The sequence below is a fragment of the Vibrio anguillarum genome, from assembly GCF_001989995.2.
Taxonomy (GTDB): Bacteria; Pseudomonadota; Gammaproteobacteria; order Enterobacterales; family Vibrionaceae; genus Vibrio; species Vibrio anguillarum.
In genome coordinates, this window is record NZ_JAHGUP010000025.1 from 83,068 (window position 1) to 107,757 (window position 24,690).

The 24,690-nt window shown below is 43.4% G+C and carries 24 protein-coding genes and 1 pseudogene; 14 read left to right on the plus strand and 11 right to left on the minus strand.

Features of this window, described 5'->3' with window-relative positions:
• The 3 genes from PL85_RS06455 to PL85_RS06470 form a co-directional block, all read right to left on the minus strand.
• Nucleotides 1-1,731, minus strand: a complete 1,731-nt coding sequence (locus tag PL85_RS06455) for a DEAD/DEAH box helicase (RefSeq protein ID WP_095661265.1) — start codon at nucleotides 1,729-1,731, stop codon at nucleotides 1-3.
• A gap of 327 nt (nucleotides 1,732-2,058) precedes the next feature.
• Entirely contained in the window at nucleotides 2,059-2,469 is a 411-nt protein-coding gene (locus PL85_RS06460) for a DNA/RNA helicase domain-containing protein (RefSeq protein ID WP_115339590.1), read from the minus strand.
• The gene (locus PL85_RS06470; RefSeq protein WP_115339589.1) at nucleotides 2,462-4,495 is read right to left on the minus strand and encodes a competence protein CoiA family protein; all 2,034 of its coding nucleotides are present in this window, start codon (nucleotides 4,493-4,495) and stop codon (nucleotides 2,462-2,464) included. Before PL85_RS06470 ends, PL85_RS06460 begins: the two co-directional genes overlap by 8 nt.
• Before the next feature lie 138 nt (nucleotides 4,496-4,633).
• Here PL85_RS06470 and PL85_RS06475 point away from each other — a divergent pair, with 138 nt between their 5' ends.
• The gene (locus PL85_RS06475) at nucleotides 4,634-5,494 is read left to right on the plus strand and encodes a helix-turn-helix transcriptional regulator (protein WP_019282496.1); all 861 of its coding nucleotides are present in this window, start codon (nucleotides 4,634-4,636) and stop codon (nucleotides 5,492-5,494) included.
• A gap of 104 nt (nucleotides 5,495-5,598) precedes the next feature.
• On the opposite strand, the pseudogene PL85_RS06480 reads toward PL85_RS06475, so the two are convergent.
• Nucleotides 5,599-5,748, minus strand: a pseudogene (locus PL85_RS06480) (AlpA family phage regulatory protein).
• Between the two features lie 158 nt (nucleotides 5,749-5,906).
• Here PL85_RS06480 and radC point away from each other — a divergent pair.
• From radC to PL85_RS06545, 13 genes are all read left to right on the plus strand, one after another.
• Nucleotides 5,907-6,380, plus strand: a complete 474-nt coding sequence (radC, locus tag PL85_RS06485; protein ID WP_115339588.1) for a RadC family protein — start codon at nucleotides 5,907-5,909, stop codon at nucleotides 6,378-6,380.
• Complete coding sequence (locus PL85_RS06490) at nucleotides 6,377-6,814, plus strand: DUF2787 domain-containing protein (RefSeq protein WP_029388286.1); 438 nt, start codon at nucleotides 6,377-6,379, stop codon at nucleotides 6,812-6,814. The genes radC and PL85_RS06490 overlap by 4 nt, the downstream gene beginning before the upstream one ends.
• 49 nt (nucleotides 6,815-6,863) lie before the next feature.
• Nucleotides 6,864-7,286, plus strand: coding sequence for a DUF2787 family protein (locus PL85_RS06495; RefSeq protein ID WP_019282493.1), 423 nt, complete (start codon nucleotides 6,864-6,866; stop codon nucleotides 7,284-7,286).
• Nucleotides 7,287-8,051: 765 nt separating this feature from the next.
• Nucleotides 8,052-8,819: a transcriptional repressor AgaR gene (gene agaR, locus PL85_RS06500; RefSeq protein ID WP_019282490.1), complete on the plus strand. Its 768-nt coding sequence runs from the start codon at nucleotides 8,052-8,054 to the stop codon at nucleotides 8,817-8,819.
• Between the two features lie 425 nt (nucleotides 8,820-9,244).
• The gene (gene agaR, locus PL85_RS06505; protein ID WP_019282489.1) at nucleotides 9,245-10,021 is read left to right on the plus strand and encodes a transcriptional repressor AgaR; all 777 of its coding nucleotides are present in this window, start codon (nucleotides 9,245-9,247) and stop codon (nucleotides 10,019-10,021) included.
• 8 nt (nucleotides 10,022-10,029) lie between these two features.
• Nucleotides 10,030-11,337 carry a D-tagatose-bisphosphate aldolase, class II, non-catalytic subunit gene (locus PL85_RS06510; protein ID WP_019282488.1) on the plus strand — a complete coding sequence of 436 codons (1,308 nt, stop codon included), beginning with the start codon at nucleotides 10,030-10,032 and terminating at the stop codon, nucleotides 11,335-11,337.
• Nucleotides 11,337-12,494 carry an SIS domain-containing protein gene (locus PL85_RS06515; protein ID WP_019282487.1) on the plus strand — a complete coding sequence of 386 codons (1,158 nt, stop codon included), beginning with the start codon at nucleotides 11,337-11,339 and terminating at the stop codon, nucleotides 12,492-12,494. The genes PL85_RS06510 and PL85_RS06515 overlap by 1 nt, the downstream gene beginning before the upstream one ends.
• A gap of 22 nt (nucleotides 12,495-12,516) precedes the next feature.
• Nucleotides 12,517-12,990, plus strand: a complete 474-nt coding sequence (gene agaV, locus PL85_RS06520; protein WP_019282486.1) for a PTS N-acetylgalactosamine transporter subunit IIB — start codon at nucleotides 12,517-12,519, stop codon at nucleotides 12,988-12,990.
• A 17-nt stretch (nucleotides 12,991-13,007) separates the two neighbouring features.
• On the plus strand, nucleotides 13,008-13,784 hold the full coding sequence (agaW, locus tag PL85_RS06525) for a PTS N-acetylgalactosamine transporter subunit IIC (RefSeq protein WP_019282485.1): 777 nt from the start codon (nucleotides 13,008-13,010) through the stop codon (nucleotides 13,782-13,784).
• Entirely contained in the window at nucleotides 13,774-14,658 is an 885-nt protein-coding gene (agaE, locus tag PL85_RS06530) for a PTS N-acetylgalactosamine transporter subunit IID (protein WP_019282484.1), read from the plus strand. Before agaW ends, agaE begins: the two co-directional genes overlap by 11 nt.
• 58 nt (nucleotides 14,659-14,716) lie before the next feature.
• The gene (agaF, locus tag PL85_RS06535; protein WP_115339587.1) at nucleotides 14,717-15,157 is read left to right on the plus strand and encodes a PTS galactosamine/N-acetylgalactosamine transporter subunit IIA; all 441 of its coding nucleotides are present in this window, start codon (nucleotides 14,717-14,719) and stop codon (nucleotides 15,155-15,157) included.
• Nucleotides 15,147-16,355, plus strand: coding sequence for an N-acetylglucosamine-6-phosphate deacetylase (gene nagA, locus PL85_RS06540; protein WP_019282482.1), 1,209 nt, complete (start codon nucleotides 15,147-15,149; stop codon nucleotides 16,353-16,355). Before agaF ends, nagA begins: the two co-directional genes overlap by 11 nt.
• Nucleotides 16,346-17,200 carry a tagatose bisphosphate family class II aldolase gene (locus tag PL85_RS06545; RefSeq protein ID WP_088720988.1) on the plus strand — a complete coding sequence of 285 codons (855 nt, stop codon included), beginning with the start codon at nucleotides 16,346-16,348 and terminating at the stop codon, nucleotides 17,198-17,200. The genes nagA and PL85_RS06545 overlap by 10 nt, the downstream gene beginning before the upstream one ends.
• A gap of 193 nt (nucleotides 17,201-17,393) precedes the next feature.
• Here the strand turns inward: PL85_RS06545 and PL85_RS06550 are convergent, their stop codons facing one another.
• From PL85_RS06550 to PL85_RS06580, 7 genes are all read right to left on the minus strand, one after another.
• On the minus strand, nucleotides 17,394-18,461 hold the full coding sequence (locus PL85_RS06550; protein WP_019281737.1) for a YjhT family mutarotase: 1,068 nt from the start codon (nucleotides 18,459-18,461) through the stop codon (nucleotides 17,394-17,396).
• A gap of 14 nt (nucleotides 18,462-18,475) precedes the next feature.
• Nucleotides 18,476-19,627: an N-acetylneuraminate epimerase gene (locus PL85_RS06555; RefSeq protein ID WP_019281736.1), complete on the minus strand. Its 1,152-nt coding sequence runs from the start codon at nucleotides 19,625-19,627 to the stop codon at nucleotides 18,476-18,478.
• A gap of 190 nt (nucleotides 19,628-19,817) precedes the next feature.
• Complete coding sequence (locus PL85_RS06560) at nucleotides 19,818-20,654, minus strand: MurR/RpiR family transcriptional regulator (RefSeq protein WP_019281735.1); 837 nt, start codon at nucleotides 20,652-20,654, stop codon at nucleotides 19,818-19,820.
• Between the two features lie 130 nt (nucleotides 20,655-20,784).
• Complete coding sequence (locus tag PL85_RS06565; RefSeq protein ID WP_019281734.1) at nucleotides 20,785-21,684, minus strand: dihydrodipicolinate synthase family protein; 900 nt, start codon at nucleotides 21,682-21,684, stop codon at nucleotides 20,785-20,787.
• A 37-nt stretch (nucleotides 21,685-21,721) separates the two neighbouring features.
• Complete coding sequence (gene siaM / locus PL85_RS06570) at nucleotides 21,722-23,005, minus strand: sialic acid TRAP transporter large permease SiaM (protein WP_020327936.1); 1,284 nt, start codon at nucleotides 23,003-23,005, stop codon at nucleotides 21,722-21,724.
• Nucleotides 23,006-23,010: 5 nt separating this feature from the next.
• Nucleotides 23,011-23,520 (minus strand): TRAP transporter small permease, encoded by a 510-nt coding sequence (locus PL85_RS06575; RefSeq protein ID WP_019281733.1) that lies wholly within the window; start codon nucleotides 23,518-23,520, stop codon nucleotides 23,011-23,013.
• A 65-nt stretch (nucleotides 23,521-23,585) separates the two neighbouring features.
• On the minus strand, nucleotides 23,586-24,551 hold the full coding sequence (locus PL85_RS06580; protein ID WP_019281732.1) for a sialic acid TRAP transporter substrate-binding protein SiaP: 966 nt from the start codon (nucleotides 24,549-24,551) through the stop codon (nucleotides 23,586-23,588).
• Nucleotides 24,552-24,690 lie beyond the last annotated feature (139 nt).

Sequence of the window (24,690 nt, forward strand, 5' to 3'; positions counted from 1 at the left end):
CTATTTATTATATTTATATCCTGAGTTAATCAAAGAACGATATTCTTCAACTCTTTTGAGCAAGCTCTCGTCATTTGACTCTTGGAGAAAAGAACTAGAGATCTCAGGGCCAACTAATATCAGCTTTGTTTGTGGACGAGTGATCGCTACATTTAAGCGTTCAGCTTGAAAAAAGAACTCAGCGATAGCACTTATATACTGAGGATCTGTAGAACAAAGAGAAATAATGATCATTTCCCTTTCTTGCCCCTGCATTCTTTCAACTGTATCAGTAACAATAGTCTCCGACGAAAAAATACCTTTCCTATATGCTAGTCGAGATTTCAGAGCTTTAGCGTGGCTCCTAAAAGGCGTTACTACACCTATATCACTAGCACTCAGCCCTGATTCAATTGCAGTTTCAATAAGATCAACTACAAGTTCAGCTTCAAGCCTATTAACATTTCGTGCATTTATTGCAGGAGACTTAATAAATACAAAAGGAGATTCAGCAGATAAGACTTCAGCATACTTTTGAGGCTGATTAGGCAGATTGAAAGTGCGTGTAGCATTGGGGCCAGCTGAGACTAAACGCCCAGAATAATAAATTTGACTAGGCCAGCTAGATAGAGCGTGACACATACGATATGTTTGGCTAAGCATCACTGAAACATTAGGGTTACCAGATATCATCCGCGAAAAGATGGAGCAGTCATCAAGAACAGAGGCCGAAAGTACTACTGGAGGTAATTGCTTGTGGTCACCAACAAATATAAATCGCTTCGCCTTTCTCATTGCCATAATTGCTAATGGAAGAGTGATTTGACTTGCTTCATCGAAAATGACTGTATCGAAGTCATATTGCTCTAACCTTGCACTACACGTTGCAAAAGGAGTAGCTCCAATTACGTACCCAGAATCCGGTTTGTTCTCCCAATCATCGCCATATTCAAAATGCTTAACACTTTTATCAAGGCCCTTAGTACAACCTCTTGCTCCAACTTTGATCACTGGAACGTTTTCACCAGCGATTTTATTAAGCGCATTGTTTATTGCCATGTGAGTATGTGACGTCATAAATACTCGTTGACCTTGCTCTACCAATAACTTTGTAATCAAACTGATTACTTTCGTTTTTCCGGTTCCGGGAGGCCCTTGTATACAAGCTAGGTACTTAGCGGAAACAGCTTTACCTACAGCATCCGCTTGGTGCTCATTTAAACCACACTCTTCGGCAAAGTCAGCGGCTTCATCGTAATCATCTTCAAAAATAAAGCCTGTGTCCAACTTACCTGCCAGCAACGGTAGTACTATTTCTCTACCTCGCTTGGACTCAGCTATTTCATCCAATGCTTTATCATAAAATGGTTTTAGATCCATTGTGTCTGGATCAGCATAACAACCGGAAATAATCTCCTGAAGATTCTCATCATCTATTTGATGAACTCGAACCAACCACTCATCTTCATTTTCCGCTTCGATAGTACCTTGCTGTACATGCCTCTTTTTGCTTGGCTCACCCAAATGAAGACATATCATGTCCCCTTCACGAAATCTCGACTCGTTTTGGCCCAAAGTAACAAGCAGGTGATTTTGACCTTCTTTTCGGACATAACGAATTTGTTGAGACTCACCTTTTGTAAGTTTTTGGGTGAGCGGTTTCTCCCAGACTTCATACAGCTTTTCATAGTTTGCTCTATGTTCATCTTCAACAAACTTTCTTAACTCAGTTAGAACACGTCGTAATTCCATTTGTTTAACTCAAAAATGATTTAAACCAAACCTTTCATCCGAAAGGCGAATAAAATCAATAGCAACAACAGGTTAAGAACAACATTACATACGGAGCTTTCATAACGTCAAACAGAGTAGTACGAAAGTGTTATGTGAAACAGGTTTAAACAAGTCATCGAAGGTATAACCTGATTTTACAAATATACCTAAGGCAGCTACTAGCTTATTCTAAGGGCCTACCGTTCAACTTGACGGAGCCATAAGCATTGCTCCTCCTACATATCCCCCCCACTCCTTAACTTGTTTGTATGACTAAACGAACACCCAAACAACGCGCGATAAAAATCACATAACTTGCATACCACATTGTTTCAAGTATTCGAACGTTTCTTGGTCATCACACTTTATGACCAAACCACTGCGCCCGCGACTGAGCAATACTCTGTAACTACCCTCCGTGTAATGCTTGTACTGACGCCGATCTTCAACTACCAGCTTTCCATTCCTAAAGACCATGTCCTGCCCCCAGTTAAACAAAGCAAGTGATAGTTCTAACCCCTGACAACTAAACTCAGTACATGCCGCATCAAATTGGCAACGATCGTCATAAATAAACTTGATGTGGTTCGAGACAATCACCAAAGTATTAGTTTTGTGCGCGCGGCGCATCCCACCTTGTGGGCTACAACCGAATAGTTCGCAGAGCTCGGTGTTATTGATCTTTGTGTCAGCTTTAAGAGCGTTAAATTTATACACGGCCTATCTTACTTTCGTCGTAGTCTTGCTCTAACAGATATTTCCTTAGTTCAACTGCTTTCTCAGCAGAAACTGGTTGACCGAAGAGAAATCCACCTTGATCAAGCCAGTCCCAAAACGCCAGCAATTTGCCGAGCCTAATTCTATCGACTCTCTCGTAAGACCTTTCAAAAGCAGCTTTGTAGAGCTCATCTACCTGGATAGCCAGGCTCCCTACAAAGTTGTTTAACGCATCTTCAACCCAATCTTGTTCATGTCCTTGAAGTTCTGATGGCTCCTCAATGCAAAGGAGGTCTCCCGCTTGAAGAAAAGTATCGAAATAGCTATATTCCGAATCCCAGCCCTCCATTAATACCTTCCAATTCCTGTTCAAAAACTGCTCTTTAGTTCGGCGTTTAATCTCGTCTAATTTGTCTTTTAGCTCTTGAGTTTCTTGCGGTGATTTATGAAGAGAATATGCTGAAAGTTGATGTGACATATTGATACCCAATGAACTTTGAGTCTCGAACAGTTGCATGCGTTTCTCGAGTGGATAGCTGAGAAGATCATTAGTGATGCTCCATATGGCCAATGGCTTCGGTAGATCTTTGGCAAGTGAAGTTGTTTGGGCACCAATTTTTTCCAAAAGAACGTTCAAATAACGCTGCCAGATGGGAGAAGACAAATCACTAGATATAACTTTCCAATAATTGCTTATAACATCTGCTAGGTGGTATCTGAGATCTGTTAACTCTGGAACTGTTACACCTTGATTAAGGACTCTTCGGACATAAACTATTTGGTGGTGTAATCCTCTAAGCTCCTTGGCATGGTCTATACGCTCAGCTTTCCTTTGTCGCTCTTCAAGCCTAGTACATTCTCGGGCGATTGCTTGGCGAGCTAATTCAAGTAGGGAGCTTCGTTCATCATACTCCTGCAATACATAATCAAAGCATTCATTTATCTCATCTGATAAATGCGTAAGTGCTAACAAAGAAAGCTCACCCTTTTCTCCACGAGAAACAATCTGATCAAGCACTTGATAGATTCGTTTTACTGCCTGTTGAGACTCTCGTTGAGCCTTTTCCTCTAGAGCCACTGACAGTTCTTGTTGCTTTCCATACAAAGCAGATTTTGTATTTATTGCATATGGCAGCCTTTCTGGAGACAACATTAAATCACTCAATGCCACCATTTGGCGCCCATAGCTCATCTCTAAGAAAAGCTCTGTTAATTTAAGATCAAACTCGGGGAAATGTACTTCGAAGCAGAACTCTCTGCTCTCTTGGCTTTTATCTAACGCCTCTTGGGAGAAAACAAACGCATTACATTGAATGTCTCTCACTTTGCTCTCAAACTCAGCAAAACTTTTGGGGTGAGCCTCTAAGGCAGTACCATACATAATGTAATAGAAAATAGAATCGCTTCGACCTTCACTGAACAACCAAATCAGATTAACCTTTTCCCCTAAAAAGAACTGCTCGCGAGCATGAATTATTTCTGGGTCTAACCAACCTTGAATCAACTCTATCGCAAATCGATTACCATTGGTGTCTTCAAAGTAAATATCAGGTTTTCGCCATTTATTGGAAGTGCCTTTTTCTGCAAAGACAAACTTTTCCACTTGGACAGATTTGCGCTTTATTTTGCCTGACTCCCTCAATATGCCGGCAATGAAGTGTTTTGTACGAAAGTGCCATTGCGTTTCATGCACGTCAGTTTCAGAGAATACAAAGTCCCCTTTGTAATCACTATGAAATGGACAATCAACCTCATCTAACTCTGGGATATGCTTGTGATAGAAAGCAGCTCTGCTAGTCGCGCTTCGCGCTCGATATCTTACAGGTAGGCCACAATAACCACATTGAATAAAATCTTCACCTTCAGCACCGTGAACTACAATTTTCTTTTTTATCAATGAGGTACGCACTTCATCAGGTACCGAACCATAAAGTCCCAAATAATCAATAGCTAATATTGGGCCTTGGATACCTTTAATCTCAAGTTCCCACAAACTATGTTTGTTTTCGCTGTTAATGTAATTCATAAAGGCCACCCACCAATGCGTTACATTGTTTTGGTTACTGTCTTGACGATTTTCAATTTACACAACAATATGACTTCAATAGCGACAGGTAAACACTGAATACATGAACATGTCGAATAACTAGACAGGAATCTAACAATGAGTGCATGGCCAATTCGATGGGATCTGCTGTTTCGATACCGAATGATTGAGATTATTGCTTTATGGGAAGGGCGTTTGACCACCAACCATCTGATCCAGAGCTTTGGTATCGGGCGTCAACAAGCTTCCAAAGACATCAATACTTATCTTGCGGAGATTTCACCTGGCAACTTGGTTTACGATAAGTACCTCAAAGGCTATAAACCCAGTGATAGCTTTAGCCCTAAACTCACCTCCGGCCATGCCGATGAATACTTGCATATTCTTTCGCGTAGTGAGGATATGACGGTCACTTTTAATGAGCTCGATATGGGCTTTGAACATTCCACTATGGTTCGCCCAGTAACACGCAATATTTCGCCACAAGTATTACGTCCTTTGGTGCAGGCGATACGAGAGAAAAAACGTGTCGATATTTGCTACACATCGCTAAAAGATGGTGAGCAATCTGAGCGCATTATTTCCCCGCATACTCTTGTTTGTACTCCACTACGCTGGCATGTACGTGCTTATTGTGAACAGGCTGGTGGCTATCGTGATTTTGTTTTAAGCCGCATACAAGGTATTCCCGATATCAACAATAATGCGATACACGGTAAACGTGACGATGAACTTTGGAATACCAAAGTGAACGTAGAGCTAATACCCGACCTTCGCCTAAATGAAAAACAACGCGCGGTGATAGAAAAAGATTATGCAATGAGTAATGGCGCTCTCAGCATAGAGACCAACGCGTCACTCATTCGCTATGTGCTTGATACCTATAACATCGATATCCATACTCAGAAATCTAACCCGCAAGGGCAACAACTGGTGCTTAGCAACTTTGAAGAACTTAAAACTTTTTTATTTAGCTAAGTCTCTAGATTCACCGCGGTGGATTGTACTGCGCTGCTACTTCTAGCAGCGCTATTAATATTAACCAAGCACATCAATTAACGCCCTTGCAAACATCCTTCCATCTATTCATCAACTTCACTATCTACCCAAGCAATCCATCTATCACCCAAGCTGACTGATTGCGGAAACTATCCCTAATTCATGTTGCGGTAAATCGCCGGACGGCTCAGTGCTGTCTTTTTCATTACTTCTTTTAGCTTTAAAAATCTCATGGGACGTCCTCCTATATCTGTGGTCCTCATGGGATAAAGCGCTGGAGTAAAAAAGACGGCTATGTTTTAAGCCTTAGCGCGACAAGACTTAATCCAAAAATATTCAGGCATATGTCATCAATGCGAATACCCATCATTGATTCCGACAGGAGCCTGAAATGAATCCCAAAACGTCCGATTACCAAAAGCAGCAACGCTATCAGGAAAATGAAATCCTGGAGCATGCGGCTGAGATACTGGCAACACGCTACGTGCGTGGTGATGCCCTAACTAACCCTAATGCCACCAAAGAGTATGTGCGCTGTAAACTGGGCAGCTATGAGCGTGAAGTGTTTGCTTTATTGTTACTGGATAACCAAAACCGACTGATTGAGTTTAAAGAGCTGTTTCATGGAACGGTGGATGCGGCCAGCGTTTACCCACGTGAAGTGGTGAAAGCGGTGTTAGAAGTGAATGCAGCAGCGGTGATATTTGCCCATAACCATCCATCTGGAGACTCAACACCGTCTCAAGCCGATAGACGCATAACCGAAAGACTCAAGGACTCTTTAGCGCTGGTGGATGTTCGCGTACTTGACCATATCGTGACAGGCGATACCTGCACCTCGTTTGCTGAAAGGGGATGGCTATGATTGAGCAACATTACGGTGAGCTTTCTATTGATGACGCTTTACATGCGTCATTGGAAGCACTGTTGAATAGATACACTCTCCCAGAGAACGCCGAGAGACTCGTGCTGAACTGCCGCCAAATGAGTTACTACCGACATCGACAAGGTTTGCACCCGATAGAGGTACAGTTTAAGCGAGAGTCAACCTCAAGCCCTTGGTTGGTGGTGTTCTTTGCCAGCTTCTCTTATCCCGATGACAACAGCACAACCGTGGAGCCTGAGCTGTACTTTCATCTGGCTAATCGCTGGTGCTATCAACCCGATGCGGGGAGCACCGATTTATCCCATCCAGAGGTACAAGAGCTACTCTCGGTATGGATGAAAGCCTTTGCTCGCCACCTTTCTCGCAATGTCTTTGATGACGTGCAACTGACGATGGTCGGCACGTTCCAATAATTCTCACTCTGTATTTCTTATTTGAATCCTGAAACAAGGAGGGCTCACTATGTCCAAATTAATCTTTACGGCATCCACACTACCTGTGTCAAAGAAACTGCATAAGCTGTTAAGTGAGCAACTCACCGCTCATTTGCTGAGTAATGATGCACTGACCACCAGCCGTTATCTGGTGTTTAACTTTCGCGATAAAACATACAGCGCGGATGAAGGCGGCTTCCATCCGGTTGAGATGGCGATTTGCCAAACCTCGACAGGAGAATGGAGCATTGAGCACATCACCGACTTTGCTTATATGGGGAACTACTACCCAGAACTAGAGCGCAACTTAGACTTTGATTTTCGGGTTGGACAGTTCTTTGTGGCCTATCGTGGCTGGCTACCGATGCAAGGTAGTCGTGATGCCAAAGAGCTGTATCGGCAAATGCACTCAATACAAAATGGATGTGAAAGCGGCGCAACAGGAAGGTAAGGACATATCGACCATCACAGTTCCTGAAGGCTGTGAAGCCATCACAGAAAAGTAATACCACCAGCAACGGTAAAAATGACAATGGGGAGCGTGTTGCTCCCCATTCTTTTTTTGCTTCTGTACATAAGCTTCCCATCTAAAACACTTTTGGACATTTATCAGTCGGAGTTAACCCCACATACAAAATCAGTAGCATAATATTTATTTAAACGTAACGCTGGCTCCCCCATTGTTAGAACGCATAAATATTCAAAAAAGCAAGATTCACATAGTATCCTCGTCATTACTCATACCAACCGTCAGCTATCACTTCAGCTTACTCAAGTACAAGCGTGATTGTCGATGAACAAAGTTATGTCAATCATTATCGCCAAATTCACCTACTGAGGACTAGTTTTCAATCAAACACCACCTTATTTTACAGAAAGGTTAGTGAGCGTAATAAACTGCACTGCATTCCCTTCGCTCACTAGATTCGCTCTTCAATGTTAAGATCGAAAGCAAGATTGAACACCTCGGTGTCGAGATTGACGATGTCTTAAGGATTTCAGAGAATGGCGAGACGTGAGGAACCATTATTCAATACCCTGAATACGAAAACCACTTTGGTTGGGATTGAGTTAAAGATGAATGCATTGAGACAAACGAAGAGTCTAATTACCTATCTTAGAGGGACACTGCGTTACACCATGAATTAAGGCACTTGTTTCGGTCCTCTGCAGAAATTAGTTAGAGTAAAATGTTTACTTGTCGGAGTATTTCCATATGACCACCACAGCCCAAAGACGTGAAGAGATTCTTCACTACATTCAAAATCACCAGAAAGGCGAAGTTAACCATTTTTCTGAACTTTATAATGTTTCAGAGGTTACGATTCGCAATGATCTCAATTATCTTGAAAAACAAGGCTGTGTAAAAAGATGCTATGGGGGTGCACTGCTAAATAATCAGTTTGCTTTTGAGCGTCCATTGAATGATAAGAAGCAGCTCAACAGTAGTATCAAAGCTAAGCTCGGGGAATACGCTGCATCTCTTATTGCTGATGGCGATAAAGTCATTCTTGACTCAGGATCGACGACCGAGCAGATTGCTTACCATCTTGACGCTAAGCATGACCTTGTTGTCATGACCAACGGTATCAATATCGCCTATCACCTTGCCAATAAAACCAATGTCACTGTTATGGTGACTGGTGGCACGATGCGCAAAAATTCCTACTCAGTTCATGGTGTCGGTGGAGAAGACTTAGTCATTGGCTATCGGTTCAATAAGGTGTTCTTGGGAGTTGATGGGTTTGATAAATTGGCAGGAATTACGACACCTCATCAAGGTGAGGCTGATATTAACCGGAAAATGTTAGAGGCTGCTCAAACCGTCATTGCGGTAACAGATTCGTCTAAGTTTGACCATCAAAGCTTTTGTTTGATTGCCCGTCCAGAACAGCTAAACATATTAATTACTGATAGCGGTATCCCTCAAAGCTACGTTGAACACCTTACAGCATTGGGTGTTGATGTTCGAATCGTCGCATAATCTAGTTTCTTATTATCCCCCTCACAAAGCCATTTTAGAGCTTATAAAGTAGCTTTTTGACCCAGCCAAACCTCGGCTGGTTTATCTGTTATTGCGTTATAAAAATTCATTGTTGTTCCAGTTTGTGATCTCAAGCAGGTTCCATTTTGAAACCTAATCAATTGAGGCAAATTCATTGCTTCTTTCAGTTATTAAATAGTGAAAGTCAGCTTTCATGGTACTTGCAAAGTGCAAATTTCGTTAAGGAGTGAAAGTTTAACCTTTCACTCCTTGTCAATCGAAAGGTTTTTTAGGCTTAAAACGAAAGAAAACTGACTGTGATCTAGCTTTCACTTTTCCTCAACCCGTCCTGCTTTAATACCAATCAAAAGGAAATCGAAACATTTCATACAGAAAATGAAATGTAACGAAAGAGGAATTGGTAGATGACCAGTGCAGAACGAAGACAGCAAATCTTGGCATATATATGCAACCATGGTTCAGGAAAAGTGGACGAGTTTGCAGAACAGTACAATGTTTCTGCCGTAACTATTCGCCATGACCTGAACTTGCTCGAGAAAGAAGGTTGTGTATTCCGTTGTTATGGTGGAGCAACTCTCAATCCAAACTTTGCATTTGATCAGCCTCTTTATCGCAAAGATCAACTCAATCGAAGTGCCAAGCAGTCCATCGCGCAAGCCGCAGCCGAACTCATCAATGATGGTGAGGCGGTGATCTTGGACTCAGGTACCACTATCGGTCTCATGCCTCAGTATTTAACTAACAAGCAGCAGCTCGTTGTTATGACCAATGCGCTCAACACCGCTTACCAACTTAGCAAGTTAGAGAATATCGATCTCCATGTGGTTGGTGGCAGCCTTCGCCGCGCGTCATGTTCACTAACGGGAAATCATGGGGAACAGCAAATTCGCTCCTACCTTTTTGACAAACTGTTTCTGGGTGTGGACGGATTTGATCTACAGGCTGGCGTGACTACACCGGACACTCAAGAAGCACAAGTCAACCGAGCTATGTGCGAAGTCGCTCGCCAAGTTATTGCGGTTACGGACTCAAGCAAATTTGGCCGCAAAAGCTTTTGCATGATCCGCGCAGCAAACCAAATCGATGTATTGGTAACCGATATCAATATTCCCCATGCAACGCACCGAGCGCTTATTGAGATGGGTGTTGAAGTGATTATTGCCGATCAAACAATTAACTAGGAATAAAAATGAAAGCGTTACTTTCTCTAATTGAACAGCATAAGCAAGGCCAATCAACGGGTATTTACTCTGTTTGCTCAGCGCACCCGCTAGTTCTTGAAGCTGCGATTAAACAAGCGGCACAAGCTCAACAACTGGTGCTAATAGAAGCAACATCTAATCAGGTAAATCAGTTTGGTGGCTATACAGGAATGACACCGCAAGATTTTTCCAGCCATGTACTCTCTTTAGCTGAACGTCTCAATTTCCCAGCGGATAAAGTGGTGTTGGGTGGTGATCACCTTGGCCCAAACTGTTGGCAAAACCTGTCTGCAAGCCAGGCAATGGAATATTCAGCTCAGATGATTTATGACTACGTTTGTGCTGGTTTTAAGAAAATTCACCTCGACTGCTCTATGCCATGTGCTGATGACCAGTTGCCTCTTACTGAAGAACTCATGGCAGAGCGTGCCGCACAGCTGTGTGTGGTTGCGGAACGGGCTTGGAAAAGCGTTGGCGGTGAAGCACCTGTTTATGTAGTCGGAACGGAAGTACCCACTCCGGGCGGCGCGCTTGAATCGTTGCAGGAAGAGTGCATTGAAGTGACTAAGCCTGAGCAGGCGCTTGCGACATTGGATGCTCATCACCAAGCTTTTAGCGACTTAGGCCTTGGCTATGTATGGCCACGCGTCATTGGTCTTGTGGTGCAACCGGGCGTTGAATTTGACCATCACAACGTGCACCACTACGAGAGTGGAAAAGCCCAATCACTCAGCCGTATGATTGACAACCAGCCGAACCTCGTCTTTGAAGCACATTCCACTGACTACCAAAACCCACAGGCTTACCACCAACTTGTACGTGATCACTTTGCGATTTTAAAAGTTGGCCCAGCTTTAACGTTTGCCCTGCGAGAAGCGTTATATGGACTCGACCGAGCGGAAAAAGAGTGGTTAGGGACGCACCATGCCTCACACCTGCGAGACACCATCGAGCAAGTGATGCGCGAACAACCTAACTACTGGCGTTCACACTACGCCAGCAAAGGCCACCAGCAATTTCTTGATTGTAGCTACAGCTTAAGCGATCGCATTCGCTACTACTGGACTCATCCAGAAGTGAAAGTGGCGCAGCAGGCTTTATTTGACAACCTAACTGCCAGTCCGTTGCCAGTCACGATCCTTAGCCAATATCTGCCAAATCAGGCTAAGGCCATTTCTCAACAACAAATTAGAAACCATCCCGCTGACATTGTAATTCACAAGATCATGGAAGTGACTGAGGTCTATTCCGCAGCCTGTTATTCCAATGTAGTAGTTTGCAAGGAGACGATGTAATGAACCTATTTCTAAGCTACGAACAGCCATGGCTAGAGCAACATAATGGCATTCATACCGCAAAAGAAATTAGCCACCAGCCGCGTCTATGGCGTGCATTGGCTGATATTTTAGAGCAGCAATATGATGCCGTCAGTGCTTTCTTAAATCCACGGCTAGCTCAACCTAATCTGCGAATCATTTTAACAGGTGCGGGTACGTCTGCTTTCGTAGGAGACGCTGCGGTTCCGTTTATTCAGGCTGGATTACGCTTCCAAGTCGAATCGATTCCAACCACGGATATTGTCTCGAATCCAGAACAGTATCTCGATAGCAGCCGACCAACACTATTGGTTTCCTTTGCTCGTTCTGGTAACAGCCCAGAAAGCGTCGCCGCTGTAGCGTTAGTTGACCAGCTTATTCCTGATTGCCACCACCTCTTTTTAACCTGTAATGGCGAAGGCGCATTGGCTCGTTATGCCGAAAGTGCCGATAACGCTTACTGCTTACTGATGCCTGAAGGCTCAAACGATAACAGTTTTGCCATGACGTCAAGCTTCACCTGTATGTTGATGTCGGCATTCACCCTATTTAGCGATCAAACGCCTGCACAATGGCGTGAGCGAATCGAAGCCACAGCCCACTTATGTGACAACAAACTGCAACAGTGGCCGCAAGCCATCAAACAAATAGCTCAGCAGCCTTATGATCGTTTAATTGTACTTGGCAGCGGCGGTTTTGCTGGCCTTGCTCGCGAAGCGTCATTGAAATCACTGGAATTGAGCGCTGGCAAAGTGATGACCACCTTTGATTCTTCGCTGGGTTTCCGCCACGGACCTAAGTTCAGCATCAACGATAACGCGCTGGTGATCCAACTATTTTCTAGCGACGAGTACACCCGTCAGTACGATTTAGACCTGTTCAATGAAATCCGTCGCGACAAACAAACACTAGCTCACATCGCGATGTCAGAAAGCGCACTCAATGAAGAGGATGTCTTTGAACTTGGCCAATTGGGTTTTGGCGATCAATGGCTCTGCTTCCCTTACGTACTGTTCTGTCAAATTTTGGCGTTTGAAAAATCACTCCAGCTGGGTTTTGGCCCTGACAACCCATGTCCGACTGGTGAAGTAAACCGCGTCGTACAAGGCGTCACCATTTACCCATTGAACAACTAACGAATTTTAGAAGGAATTAATCATGCCAAATATCGTATTAAGTCGCATTGATGAGCGTTTAGTTCATGGCCAAGTCGGCGTGCAGTGGGTCGGTTTTGCTGATGCAAATATTGTGGTCGTCGTCAATGACGAAGTGGCTGAAGACACCATTCAACAAAACCTGATGGAAATGGTGCTGGCAGATGGCATTGCCATCCGTTTCTGGAACGTGAAAAAGGCCATCGACACCATCCATAAAGCGTCTGATCGTCAACGAATTCTTCTTGTATGCCGCACACCAAAAGACTTCCGCCAATTGGTCGAAGGTGGCGTACCCATTAGCAATATCAACGTAGGGAACATGCACTACGTAGAAGGGAAAAAACAAATTGCCAAAACGGTTTCAGTCGGAACTGAAGACGTGGCGGAATTTGAAAAACTAAAAGCACTAGGAGTGAAATGCACCATGCAAGGTGTACCCACTGAAAGTGCCACAGACCTCTTTACTCTTATCTAATAATAAGGACACCAACCATGGAAATAGGACTCTTACAGGCGTTGATGCTCGGCATCTTAGCCTTCTTTGCTGGCCTAGATTTATTCAACGGTCTCACTCACTTCCACCGCCCTGTAGTACTTGGGCCGCTTGTCGGTCTAATTTTAGGCGACTTGCAAACCGGTATCTTAGTCGGTGGTACGCTAGAACTGATTTGGATGGGTCTTGCACCGCTTGCAGGCGCTCAGCCACCAAACGTCATCATCGGTACCATCGTCGGTACGGCTTTCGCTATCACCACAAAAGTTGAGCCTAATGTCGCGGTTGGTGTCGCGGTACCTTTTGCGGTCGCTGTGCAAATGGGTATCACTCTACTCTTCTCGGCAATGTCAGCGGTCATGTCTAAGTGTGATGAGTACGCGCAAGATGCAGATACCAATGGTATTGAACGCGTTAACTACATGGCATTAGCTGTACTGGGTACTTTCTACTTTTTATGCGCATTCTTACCAGTCTACCTTGGAGCTGAACACGCAGGAAAGATGGTTGAAATCCTACCGAAAGATCTTATCGACGGCTTAGGTGTCGCGGGTGGCATCATGCCTGCCATCGGTTTTGCTGTTCTGATGAAGATCATGATGAAAAATTCCTACATCCCGTACTTCATTCTTGGTTTTGTTGCAGCCGCATGGCTACAACTACCAATCCTAGCGATTGCTGCTGTTGCAACGGCTATGGCAATCATCGACTTTATGCGCAAAACCGAACCAACACCAGTAACTGCACCCGCTGAGGACTTTGATGATGGAATCTAATGTAAGCAACGAACTCGACCTCCGTAGCCAAAACGCTGATGTGCAACCCGCTCCAGGTGTGGCTCAAGATGAATATGAAAACAAGGAAATTGGCGCAGAGCTAACCAAAGCGGACATTAACCGCATGGCATGGCGCTCACTACTGCTCCAAGCATCTTTCAACTACGAACGTATGCAGGCTTCGGGCTGGCTATATGGCTTACTCCCTGCACTGAAAAAGATTCACACTAATAAAGCGGACCTATCTAAGGCAATGCAAGGTCACATGGGCTTCTTCAATACCCACCCATTCTTGGTGACATTCGTTATGGGTATAGTACTGGCGATGGAACGTTCAAAACAGAACATCAACAGTATCCAAAGTACCAAGATTGCAGTTGGTGCACCCATGGGTGGTATCGGTGATGCGATGTTCTGGCTAACCCTACTCCCTATCTGTGGTGGTATCGGTGCTGACCTTGCATTACAAGGCTCAATCATGGGGGCTGTGTTCTTTATCGTACTGTTTAACGTAGTGCACTTTGGTCTTCGTTTTGGTCTGGCACATTACGCCTACCGTATGGGTGTTGCTGCTATCCCAGTGATCAAAGCCAACACAAAGAAGGTAGGTCACGCTGCTTCAATGGTCGGTATGACTGTCATCGGCGCGTTAGTTGCGACCTATGTTCGCCTGTCAACAACAGCGGAAATCACCGCGGGTGACGCGGTGGTAAAACTGCAAGCAGACGTCATCGACAAACTGATGCCTGCATTCTTACCTCTTGTTTACACCCTGGCAATGTACGCCTTGGTTAAGCGAGGCTGGAGTCCACTCAAACTGATTGGCCTGACTGTCGCTCTGGGTGTTGTTGGTCGCTTTATGGGCTTCCTATAACACTTGTATCCACAGAATAAACGGGGCTGAGTAATCAGCCTCAATAAGGGTAATTGAAATGATTGCAGTAATTTTATCTGGTCACGGTGGCTTCGCTTCAGGCCTAGCAAAAGCAGTGTTCCAAGTCATTGGCGAACAGCCTCAGTTTAAGTTTATCGACTTCCCGGAAGAGGCAACCACACCACAGCTTGAAAAAGCGATTCGAGAGGCGATAGAAGAAATAGATTCTGGCGAAGGTATTGTTTTCCTGACTGATTTGCTGGGAGGTACGCCATTTCGTACCGCATCACTTCTGAGTCAGGAAAGAGACGATATTGAAGTGGTAACGGGAACCAATATGCAGATGGCAGCGGAAATGTTACTTGAACGAGATGAACTCAGTCTGGTCGAGTTTCGCAAGCAAGCTGTTGAATGTGGGTATAGAGGAATCACTTCATTGGCTGCGGAAATAGAACAAAGAGCGCTAATCGCGGATACGGTAGAAGAATATGGAATCTGAACAACACACTAATGTGAAGCAGAGCTATCGTGCTCAGCGAATATTACATGGTGATAAATGGCTTAACGATGCCTTAATTACCGTTAATGTTGACGGAGTTATTGATGTTATTGAGCAATTCGAACCTCAGCAGCATGTAGATTTTATAGATTTGGGCGCAGTGAGTTTGCTCCCTGGCATGATTGACAGTCATGTCCACGGGGCAAAGGGCTGCGACGTCATGGATGCCAACCATAATAGTCTAAATACTATGTCACGTTACTTTGCAAGTCTTGGCGTTACAGCCTTTGTTGCTACAACCGTGACAGCGCCAGTGGCAAAGATTCGATGTGCGCTAAAACAAGTTGCGAAAAGTAAGCAGCAGGGCGTTGACGGTGCTGAGCTTCTTGGGGCGTATTTAGAAGGGCCATATTTTACAGAGAAAAATCGTGGCGCACACCCTACAGTATGGTTTCGAGATTTATCAGTTGAAGAGCTTGATGACTGGATTTCTTATAGCGATAACCAGTTACTTAAGGTCGCTCTGGCTCCCGAAAAGACGGGGGCTTTGAAGGCTATCCGCTACCTCAATGAACAAGGCGTGCGAGTGATGCTTGGACACACTGATGCCAGTTACGATCAAGTTCAGAAGGCTCTCGATGCAGGGGCATGTGGCATCGTCCATTGCTACAACGGTATGCGTGGTTTGCATCACCGCGATCCGGGCGTGGTTGGTGCCGGACTTCTTAATCCTAACAGTTATGTAGAGATGATCGCCGACGGCCGTCATGTTCACCCTGCGGCCATCGACGTCGCTCACCGTTGCTGTGGCACTCGCATGACATTAATTACCGATGCGATGTGTGCAGCGGGCATGCCAGATGGTGAGTACACCCTCGGCGAATACCAAGTGCAAATGCGAGATGGGGTCGTCACAACAGATTCTGGCAGTCTAGCTGGTAGCACACTGACCTTGCTAACGGCAGTACAAAACATTAAGCGCTGGCTCAACATTCCACTTGAGCAAGCGTGGCTGATGGCGTCTTTGACCCCAGCTGAATCATTAGGCTTACAACATCAATTAGGCACTTTAGAAATGGGTAAACGCGCTTCTATGGTGGCGATTCAATCAGATTTCTCAATTACAAAAACTTGGGTTAACGGACGTCTTGTATTCGAAACTAAACCCGTACCAAGTCAGGAGGCTTTATGTATCTAATATCTTCTCGTGAAATGCTAAAACGTGCTCAACTCGGTGGCTATGCAGTTCCTGCGTTCAATATCCATAACTTAGAAACGGTACAGGTTATCGTCGAGACAGCATCAGAGATGGGCTCTCCCGTGATCCTTGCTGGCACACCTGGCACTTACGATTATGCAGGTACCGATTATCTAATTAGTATCTGTAAAGAAGCTGCGCATAAACACTCAATCCCACTCGTTTTGCACCTTGATCACCATGAAGATCTGCAGGATATCCGCACTAAGGTGGATCACGGCATTCGCTCTGTGATGATCGATGGCTCTCATCATGCCTTCGACCAAAACATAGAAATCGTACGTTCCGTAGTTCAATACTGCAACCGCTTTGACGCGAGTGTTGAAGCTGAGCTGGGTCGTTTGGGGGGGCAAGAAGATGACCTGATCGTCGATAGTGCCAATGCGCTAATGACAGATCCTGCATCGGCAGCAGAGTTTGTGCGTCGTACTGGGATTGACTCATTAGCAGTGGCAATTGGGACAGCCCACGGCCTGTACAAAGCAGAACCAAAACTTGATTTTGACCGTCTGGACAAGATCCGTTCAGTGGTTGATATTCCGCTTGTTTTACATGGTGCTTCAGGCGTGCCTGATGAGATGGTTCGCCGCTGTATTGACTTAGGTGTGTGCAAAGTCAACGTTGCAACTGAACTGAAAATCGCCTTCTCAAATGCTGTTAAGCAGCATTTTGCTGAGCATCCGGATGCGAATGATCCACGGAAATATATCACTCCAGGTAAAGCAGCGATGAAACAAGTCGTGATGGATAAGATTCATATGTGTGGCAGTGAAGGGAAACTTTAACTTTTATGTAATTTGGTAAACTCCCCCTATAACGTGTTTACCTGGGTGCTAGGATTTCTAGCACCCTTTTATTATTTGGCGTCAGCTAGAGTCCAAGAAAGCATAAATATTATCCCCTTCGTAATAAACTTCAATTGAAACATTTGATATATTCATTAATCTTGCTAATAGCGAGGCGCATAATTATGGAAAATCAATTCATTGATAATGATAAGCATGTTGTTATTGCATCACCATTAGAATTCTCTCCCCCTAAAACATACATAGCTTTTCCATTTGAAGCAGAAACGCCATACGCAATACCTGCATCTAATTGGTCTTTATTCTCCCAGGCTTTACCATCAAAAACCCAAACATTCGAACTAAAGTGTTTAATGAGGCCATTATGGGCATATATATTTCCTTTTATAAAAGCGTCTTGACTACCAAGAAAATATGCTCCGCCAATAACAATTATATTATTGTCAATTTCACCGAGAAAATGCCCAGCTAGACCCTCATGACTTTTACTTATATCAACAATAGATGCACAACTCTCAGAATATTCCAGTTTTCCTTCTTTAAAAAAGTAGCGCTTAGTCTCCAGACTTCTCAGACCAGGCTTCAGTTCCCCTTCAATCAAAGTTACAACATTGTTTTTATGAATTATTCCAGAACCACAATTAGGCTTAAATGGGTTTTCACCAAGAACAGACCAGTGTTCATTACATGGTGTGAATGACCAAATCTTTCTATTCCAATTATAGTTATCTATTGGTTGAGACATAAATCTAGTAATAAGCTCTTTATGTTTGTTAGGCTCTTTTGTTACATCAATTATTGAGATATCAGAAAGGAAATTATTAAAAGTATCCTTATCATACCCTCCGAAAAAAATGACTTCAGTCGGTGATATACTACAACAAGATGCACCAAGAAAGCTGGTAGGAAGTGTTCTCTCTAACCGAGTCCATTGATTGATTTGACTATCAAATACATAACCATCCATTAAAACAGTTGGAAAGCTGTTATTACCCTCTATCCCTGCACCTGAAAAAACATAAAGCTTGTTACCACAGACTGTATAGGTGGCATCATTTCGAGCAATTCCTGGAAAGTCAGCAGCCGACTTCCAACCACTATTCATATCTTTTAGGTCTAAAACAAAAAAAGCATTTCCAGAACTACCAAGCCCTGCATATAATTTGTGACCTATAATTCCACCTACTCCGTGTTTAATTCCTACTGGAAGCTCAGGGAGTAATTTAAATAAGATCGCCATAATACTCTCCTTAATTAATCTATCACTTCAGCATTAGAGCCATTCCAAACCAACATATAAACCTTATAACTTATTTCTTTACTACTTTTTTCTCCGCCGACAATTAAAACTCCCTCTGATGTGGTAAATGAAGCGCCATATGCTAAGCCTTCAGGAAGTGGATTTACCGTTGACCAAATGCCATCTTTTTCTACATAGATATCATCATTAAAGGCCTTAGATAGCCCTTCATGGGCGAACATTTTTCCGCTTTCAAATGCTTGTTTTGCACCATGGAAATTCGCTCCGCCAGCAACCACTGTCACTCCATTTGTCTTACCAGAAAACGCACCTGCAACACCTTCTTGGATATTGCTCGTTTGAGGTGCAGGTAAGGGCAATAAATTTTGCCACGGTTGATCCATTCCAAACTCATATTGCTTAACTTCAGCGGTGCGTAAACCCGGCTTTATCTCACCACTGATGAGAGTCACTTTGTTCCCTTCAATAACGGTTGCGCTACCACAATTAGGGAGATATGGAGACATACCTAAATCACGCCACTCTTGTTTTTCAGGCAAATAACTAATGACGTTTCGGTTCCATTTATAATCCGTAGGCTTCATTCCCATATAATCATCAACAATACGTTGCCATAATTCAGGGTTTACTTGCTTGTCAGTGGTTGATGTGTCACGCTGATAGCGATCAAAATAGGCTTTGTTATAACCACCAAAGAAGAGGATCTGTTTATTGTCTGGCGAATAAGAAGAAGCACCAAGAAGTCCTACAGGCGAGGTAGTGTTCATTTTTTCCCATGAATCTTTCTTGGTATCGTAGCGATATACCGAATCAAACAAAATGGGCGATGGTTCAGACGGCTCCGCTTTGCCAGAACCACCAAAGAGATAAATATCATCCCCCACCACAGATGCTGTCGCTCCACTTCGAGCAGCACCAGTAAAATCAGCAACCTTTTGCCATCCTTGGGATAGCGCTTTTAAATCAAGCGCGTAAAAGTCTTTCCCCAAAGAACCAAGCCCTACATAGATTTTTGTTCCGACTTGTACACCAATCCCATCTTTAAATCCAGCGTGTAAGTCAGGCCATTGATTGTCTGATGTAGCATGACTAAAGGTGGTTACAACAAGCAAAGGTGTATAGATGAGCAGCGTTTTCATGTTCATTGATTTGTCCTTATTTTTATTGCTATCCATGCTCTAAACAGATGTTCTGTGAGCAACGTGATCATTTATATTTCAGGTGTATTTTTGAAGATTTATTTTATAAAAAAATTATTAATAAAGAATAATTTCATTGATATTGCTAAAAAAACCCATCGATGTATTGATGGGTTTAAAACGTCTTTAGTAACCGCTAGCTATCCATTAAAGGTAAAACCACTTCCGCAGTACCAAATACAGATGCCGAGTATTCAGGATAAACATCTAAAAGTGTGTTAATCAAAACATCAACAAGTAACAATGCACCGACTTTGGAAGAAAATGCACCGCCAGTGAGAGGGCCTTCAGGCCTTGCAGCCACTAACATTTCATCAGAAATAGAAGAAAGTGGGCTATGGCTAATATTCGTGAGAGATACGACTGGAACACCGCGTTGATGAGCCTGTGTTGCCGCATGAACTACCTCTTTTGTAGAACCTGAGCTCGATATCGCAAACCATGCATCCCCTACAACACTCTGTCCAGCACTCATTGAGGCAAGATGGGTATCCTCATACATAATCGCTTTTTTGCCGATTCGAACGAGACGGTAAGCAAGGTAACGTCCAACTATGCTAGATGCACCAACACCTACACAGCCAATAAACTGAGCTTTATGGATAAGTTCACAAATACGTTTCAATGATTTTCTGTCGATTAGCTTTGCTGTATCAAGGAGACTTTCTACTGCGCTTTGTGCTGATACATCACATATATCACCATCAATTTTAGGTTGAGAGTTGTTTGCTGCCTGACTTAAATCAACTGCCAATGCCATTCTAAAATCTGAATAGCCTTTGTACCCCATATCTCGACAGAGACGCAGAACCGTCGCTTCACTCGTTTTTGTATTTCGCGCTAAATCAGTAATGGTTTGGTACTGAACATCATGTGCGTTTTCCATCACATAGTCGGCAACCAATCTTAGTTTTTTACTTAACGGCTCAATATTTGATCGCAACCGAACCAGTAAGTTTTTAGGCAAATTCACGGGGCATCCTTAACAATATTTTGGCTACTGATAAAGTATCAAAGACCTGAATCTATTAATACACTATCTCGATGATTTGTTTCTAGATTCTTAAATATGAAGGGAGCATCGCTCCCCTCATTGATGAGAATCAAGATAACGATATAAATCCCGCATCTTTCATTTTCGCAATAACATCTGCTTTCTGTTTATCCGTTAAAGAGCGGATTGGCTGACGAGGATTCCCCGCATCAATACCATGCAGTTGCATAGCAACTTTACCCGCCGCAACGCCACCATATTCAACAAGGACACGAATGATAGCAATCACTTTATCCATTAGAGAAGCGACTTCATCATGTTTACCCTGATTAAAGGCTTCAATGATTTTGAGATATAAAGGTGCAGCGTAGTTGTAAGTACTACCTACTGCACCCACAGCACCAACGGCTAAGCCTGCAGGGAGAAACTCATCAACACCAAATGGCACATCAAACTTTCCGTTAGAAACACGAACGCAACGTTGGTACTCGTACAAATCAGAATTGTTGAACTTCGCACCGGACAAATTCGGAATACGTTGCTCACCTTTGATTAAGAACTGCTCTAGGTCCAGATTTACACCTGACATTCCTGAATGATAGTAGTAGAAGCCTTTAGAAGGCGCTGCCGCAGCAATTTGCGCGCAATATTCTACCAAATCGTCAACGCTTCCTGGTCTAAAGAAACAAGGGCCAATCGCAGATGTTGCCAAAATATCGAGAGTTTCCGCGTGTTCAGTTAAGTTGATTGAGTCAACAATGCTTAAAGCACCAGTGTGTAAAACCAAATCCAGTTTACCGTCCGCAGCTTTTACCCAACGTTCAGCAATCGCTTTTCGCTCTTCAACAGAACAGTGGATTCCTTCTCCCGTGGTACCACATATGTAAGCACCTTTAACACCTTGAGAAATTAGTAACTCAGCAATTTGATCAATCGCACCAAAGTTAACCTTGTTGTCCACTGTAAATGGAGTATGCGGAGCAGCAATCAGGCCTGTTAATTTTTTCATTTCATTTACCTTAATAATTTAATTTTCAGTCGCCAAACTACTGTCCATAACCTAAGAACATTTGAGGTAGTAGTAGGGTGAATTGTGGGAAAATTGCAACAAGAGCCAAAACAATAAACAAAGGCACTAGCAACGGCATTACACCTCTAGTTAATGTATGGAATGGAATGTCACCAACACGTGAAACAACATAGAGAGCCATGCCCATAGGCGGTGTTAGGATGCCAATCATTAGGTTAAGAATTGCCATAACGCCAAAGTGAACCGGGTCAATACCTACAGCTGCAGCCACTGGAACCAAGAACGGAACCAAGAGTAGAAGTAAGGCTAATGACTCAATAAAGGTACCTAAGAACAACAACAATAAGTTGATTAGTAGTAACAATACCAACGGGTTATCGCTGATTGTTAAGAAGTAATCTGCAAGCATTTGTGGCAACTGCTCACGTGCAACGATCCAACCAAATACGGTTACACCCATAACCATTAACGCTACAACTGCCGTAGTGTTTACCGTCTCTTTTAAAATGTCGACCAAGCTGCTTAGAGTAAGTTGTTTATATACCACTAGACCCAAGAATAAAGCATATAGAGATGACACTACCGCGGCTTCTGTTGGAGTAAACTTGCCAGAAAAAATACCACCGATGATGATCACAGGCGTTAAGAGTGACAAGAATGCTTCTTTAAAAGATTTTAGCTGTTCACGACGAGTCGCTTTTGGCAGCGTCATGTACCCACGCTTTTTACAGATGAAGTAACTCATTACCATCAACGCGACACAACACAAAAGACCCGGAATAGCACCCGCTAAAAATAAGGCGCCGATGGATGTATTTGACACAACACCGTAAATAACCAAAGGAACTGAAGGGGGAACTAAAGGACCAATAATACAAGATGCAGCCGTCAAACCACCGGCAAAATCGTCGTCATACTTTGCATCACGCATTGACTTAATCTCAAGTTGTCCTAAACCACCAGCATCAGCTAATGCTGAGCCGGACATACCTGAAAATAACAAGCTCGCCATAATATTTACGTGGCCCAAACTACCCGTAATATGACCAACAAGAGACTTGGCGAAATTAAAAATACGTTCCGTAATACCAGCACTGTTCATTAGGTGTCCGGTTAACACAAAAAAAGGAACCGCTAATAAAGTGAAGTTATCGATACCACCGATCATCTGCTGAGCAGCAAAGTTAATACCTGTGCTATTGGTTAATACTAAAAATACAAGAGCGACAAAAATTAACGAGAAACCAACGGGCATACCTGCAAATAGCAGAGCTAGCCAGCCAAAAATTGAACCAACCATAGTCACTACCTCTCAGCGATTTGCGAGTCATTCATCGATGCAGGTTTTGCACAACCACACAACTCTTTAAAAATATGGAATATTTTTTCCAGTTGTCTGAACACCATAAACACACCACCTAATGGCAGACTGTAGTTCATCCAACTGATTGAAACCCCAAGAGTAATCAATTCAAAGAAAGCATTTCTTTGAACATGCTGATACCCAAGGTAAATGATGGCAGCAATAGAAACTAGAACGGCAAGTTCCAATGATAAAACCAGACACAACCGCACTTTCTCAGGTAGTTTGTCTGAAAAGAAAGTAATGTTTACGTGTGAACTTCGCTTGATGGCGATTGCGCACCCGACTAACGACATATACATAAAGAGAACTCTAGCGAGCTCTTCACTCCATAAGGAAGGATCATTCAGCAACCAGCGAGTACCGATCTGCCAAGTTAATACAACTAGCAGAGAGGCCATCAAAGGTACTGTGATAATTTCTTCTATATTATTGACAATCTTACGTAACATCTTGAACTCCATAGCTGGCCAAACAAGGCCAGCTAAAACATTGAGACATAGACTAATCAATCCATTTACATTGCAGCAAGTTTCTCAACGATAGGTTGGCCAATTTTGCTTTCAAACTCTTTGTAAAGGGGTTGCATCGCTTCACGGAACGGAGCCAGATCTGGGTAAGTCACGGTTACACCTTCGCTTTGGAAGAATGAAACCAGTTCTTCTTCTTGCTTTTTCACAGATGCAGTATGCGCATCACCCGCTTTCTTCACAGCTTTTTGAACCAGTTCTTTCTCTTCGTCAGACAGTTTCTGCCAAGTTGCATCGGCAATAATTACCATCTGGTCGTTCACTATATGGTTTGTCATCGCCAAGTTCTTTTGCACTTCGTAGAACTTCATTGTTTTGATCGTTGGTAGGGGATTTTCTTGTCCATCTACAGCGTTAGTTTGAAGTGCTAGGTAAACTTCTGAGAAAGCCATAGGCGTCGGTGACGCTCCGGAAAGCTTCGCATAGTTCAGATTAGGTTTTGCATTAGGTACACGCAATTTCAGACCTTTAAAGTCTTCAATTGAGTTAAGTGGGCGGTTAGAAGTTGTTTCACGCGTACCGTTATACCAAGTATCCAGCGCTCGCCAGTTAAACTTAGTCAACATCTCTTCACGAATACCTAATCCGAAATCAGAGTCAAACATACGGCGTAAATGGTAAAAATCTTTCGCAACATAAGGGAGCATGACCGCTTCTGCTCGTGGGATCCAAAGACCCATGCGACCAAACTCAGCATAAGTCATATCGAGATCCCCCAGCGTCAATTGCTGAAGCATGGCACGATCATCACCAAGCTGGGCGCTTGGATACAAAGCAAGTTTGATCTCTCCTTGGCTCATTTCTTCTAACGTATCAGCGAGCATCTTTGCAGAGTAATACTCCACAGACCCCACAGAGGCTTGCATACCCATCTTTAAAGTCGTCGCCGCGTTCACAGAAGCAGCGATACTCAAAGTAAGTAATCCGATAGTAATCTTGTTAATGGTTTTCATATTTTTCCCTTTGTTCTGCCCTGTTACGCCTTGTCTCACCATTTTCAAAAAAAAATTTTATTTAGTTTGAAAAAAATATTCGTTATGAATTATCATTGCAGTGGAGATTATTTTCAAACCACCTTTTCCCAAAGTGTGA

What these genes read in the sequence shown, in the direction of transcription:
- PL85_RS06455 (WP_095661265.1), bottom strand. Translation starts at nt 1,731, where the DNA reads ATGGAATTACGACGTGTTCTAACTGAGTTAAGAAAGTTTGTTGAAGAT.
- PL85_RS06470 (WP_115339589.1), bottom strand. Translation starts at nt 4,495, where the DNA reads ATGAATTACATTAACAGCGAAAACAAACATAGTTTGTGGGAACTTGAG.
- PL85_RS06475 (WP_019282496.1), top strand. Translation starts at nt 4,634, where the DNA reads ATGAGTGCATGGCCAATTCGATGGGATCTGCTGTTTCGATACCGAATG.
- radC (WP_115339588.1), top strand. Translation starts at nt 5,907, where the DNA reads ATGAATCCCAAAACGTCCGATTACCAAAAGCAGCAACGCTATCAGGAA.
- PL85_RS06490 (WP_029388286.1), top strand. Translation starts at nt 6,377, where the DNA reads ATGATTGAGCAACATTACGGTGAGCTTTCTATTGATGACGCTTTACAT.
- PL85_RS06495 (WP_019282493.1), top strand. Translation starts at nt 6,864, where the DNA reads ATGTCCAAATTAATCTTTACGGCATCCACACTACCTGTGTCAAAGAAA.
- agaR (WP_019282490.1), top strand. Translation starts at nt 8,052, where the DNA reads ATGACCACCACAGCCCAAAGACGTGAAGAGATTCTTCACTACATTCAA.
- agaR (WP_019282489.1), top strand. Translation starts at nt 9,245, where the DNA reads ATGACCAGTGCAGAACGAAGACAGCAAATCTTGGCATATATATGCAAC.
- PL85_RS06510 (WP_019282488.1), top strand. Translation starts at nt 10,030, where the DNA reads ATGAAAGCGTTACTTTCTCTAATTGAACAGCATAAGCAAGGCCAATCA.
- PL85_RS06515 (WP_019282487.1), top strand. Translation starts at nt 11,337, where the DNA reads ATGAACCTATTTCTAAGCTACGAACAGCCATGGCTAGAGCAACATAAT.
- agaV (WP_019282486.1), top strand. Translation starts at nt 12,517, where the DNA reads ATGCCAAATATCGTATTAAGTCGCATTGATGAGCGTTTAGTTCATGGC.
- agaW (WP_019282485.1), top strand. Translation starts at nt 13,008, where the DNA reads ATGGAAATAGGACTCTTACAGGCGTTGATGCTCGGCATCTTAGCCTTC.
- agaE (WP_019282484.1), top strand. Translation starts at nt 13,774, where the DNA reads ATGGAATCTAATGTAAGCAACGAACTCGACCTCCGTAGCCAAAACGCT.
- agaF (WP_115339587.1), top strand. Translation starts at nt 14,717, where the DNA reads ATGATTGCAGTAATTTTATCTGGTCACGGTGGCTTCGCTTCAGGCCTA.
- nagA (WP_019282482.1), top strand. Translation starts at nt 15,147, where the DNA reads ATGGAATCTGAACAACACACTAATGTGAAGCAGAGCTATCGTGCTCAG.
- PL85_RS06545 (WP_088720988.1), top strand. Translation starts at nt 16,346, where the DNA reads ATGTATCTAATATCTTCTCGTGAAATGCTAAAACGTGCTCAACTCGGT.
- PL85_RS06550 (WP_019281737.1), bottom strand. Translation starts at nt 18,461, where the DNA reads ATGGCGATCTTATTTAAATTACTCCCTGAGCTTCCAGTAGGAATTAAA.
- PL85_RS06555 (WP_019281736.1), bottom strand. Translation starts at nt 19,627, where the DNA reads ATGAACATGAAAACGCTGCTCATCTATACACCTTTGCTTGTTGTAACC.
- PL85_RS06565 (WP_019281734.1), bottom strand. Translation starts at nt 21,684, where the DNA reads ATGAAAAAATTAACAGGCCTGATTGCTGCTCCGCATACTCCATTTACA.
- siaM (WP_020327936.1), bottom strand. Translation starts at nt 23,005, where the DNA reads ATGGTTGGTTCAATTTTTGGCTGGCTAGCTCTGCTATTTGCAGGTATG.
- PL85_RS06575 (WP_019281733.1), bottom strand. Translation starts at nt 23,520, where the DNA reads ATGTTACGTAAGATTGTCAATAATATAGAAGAAATTATCACAGTACCT.
- PL85_RS06580 (WP_019281732.1), bottom strand. Translation starts at nt 24,551, where the DNA reads ATGAAAACCATTAACAAGATTACTATCGGATTACTTACTTTGAGTATC.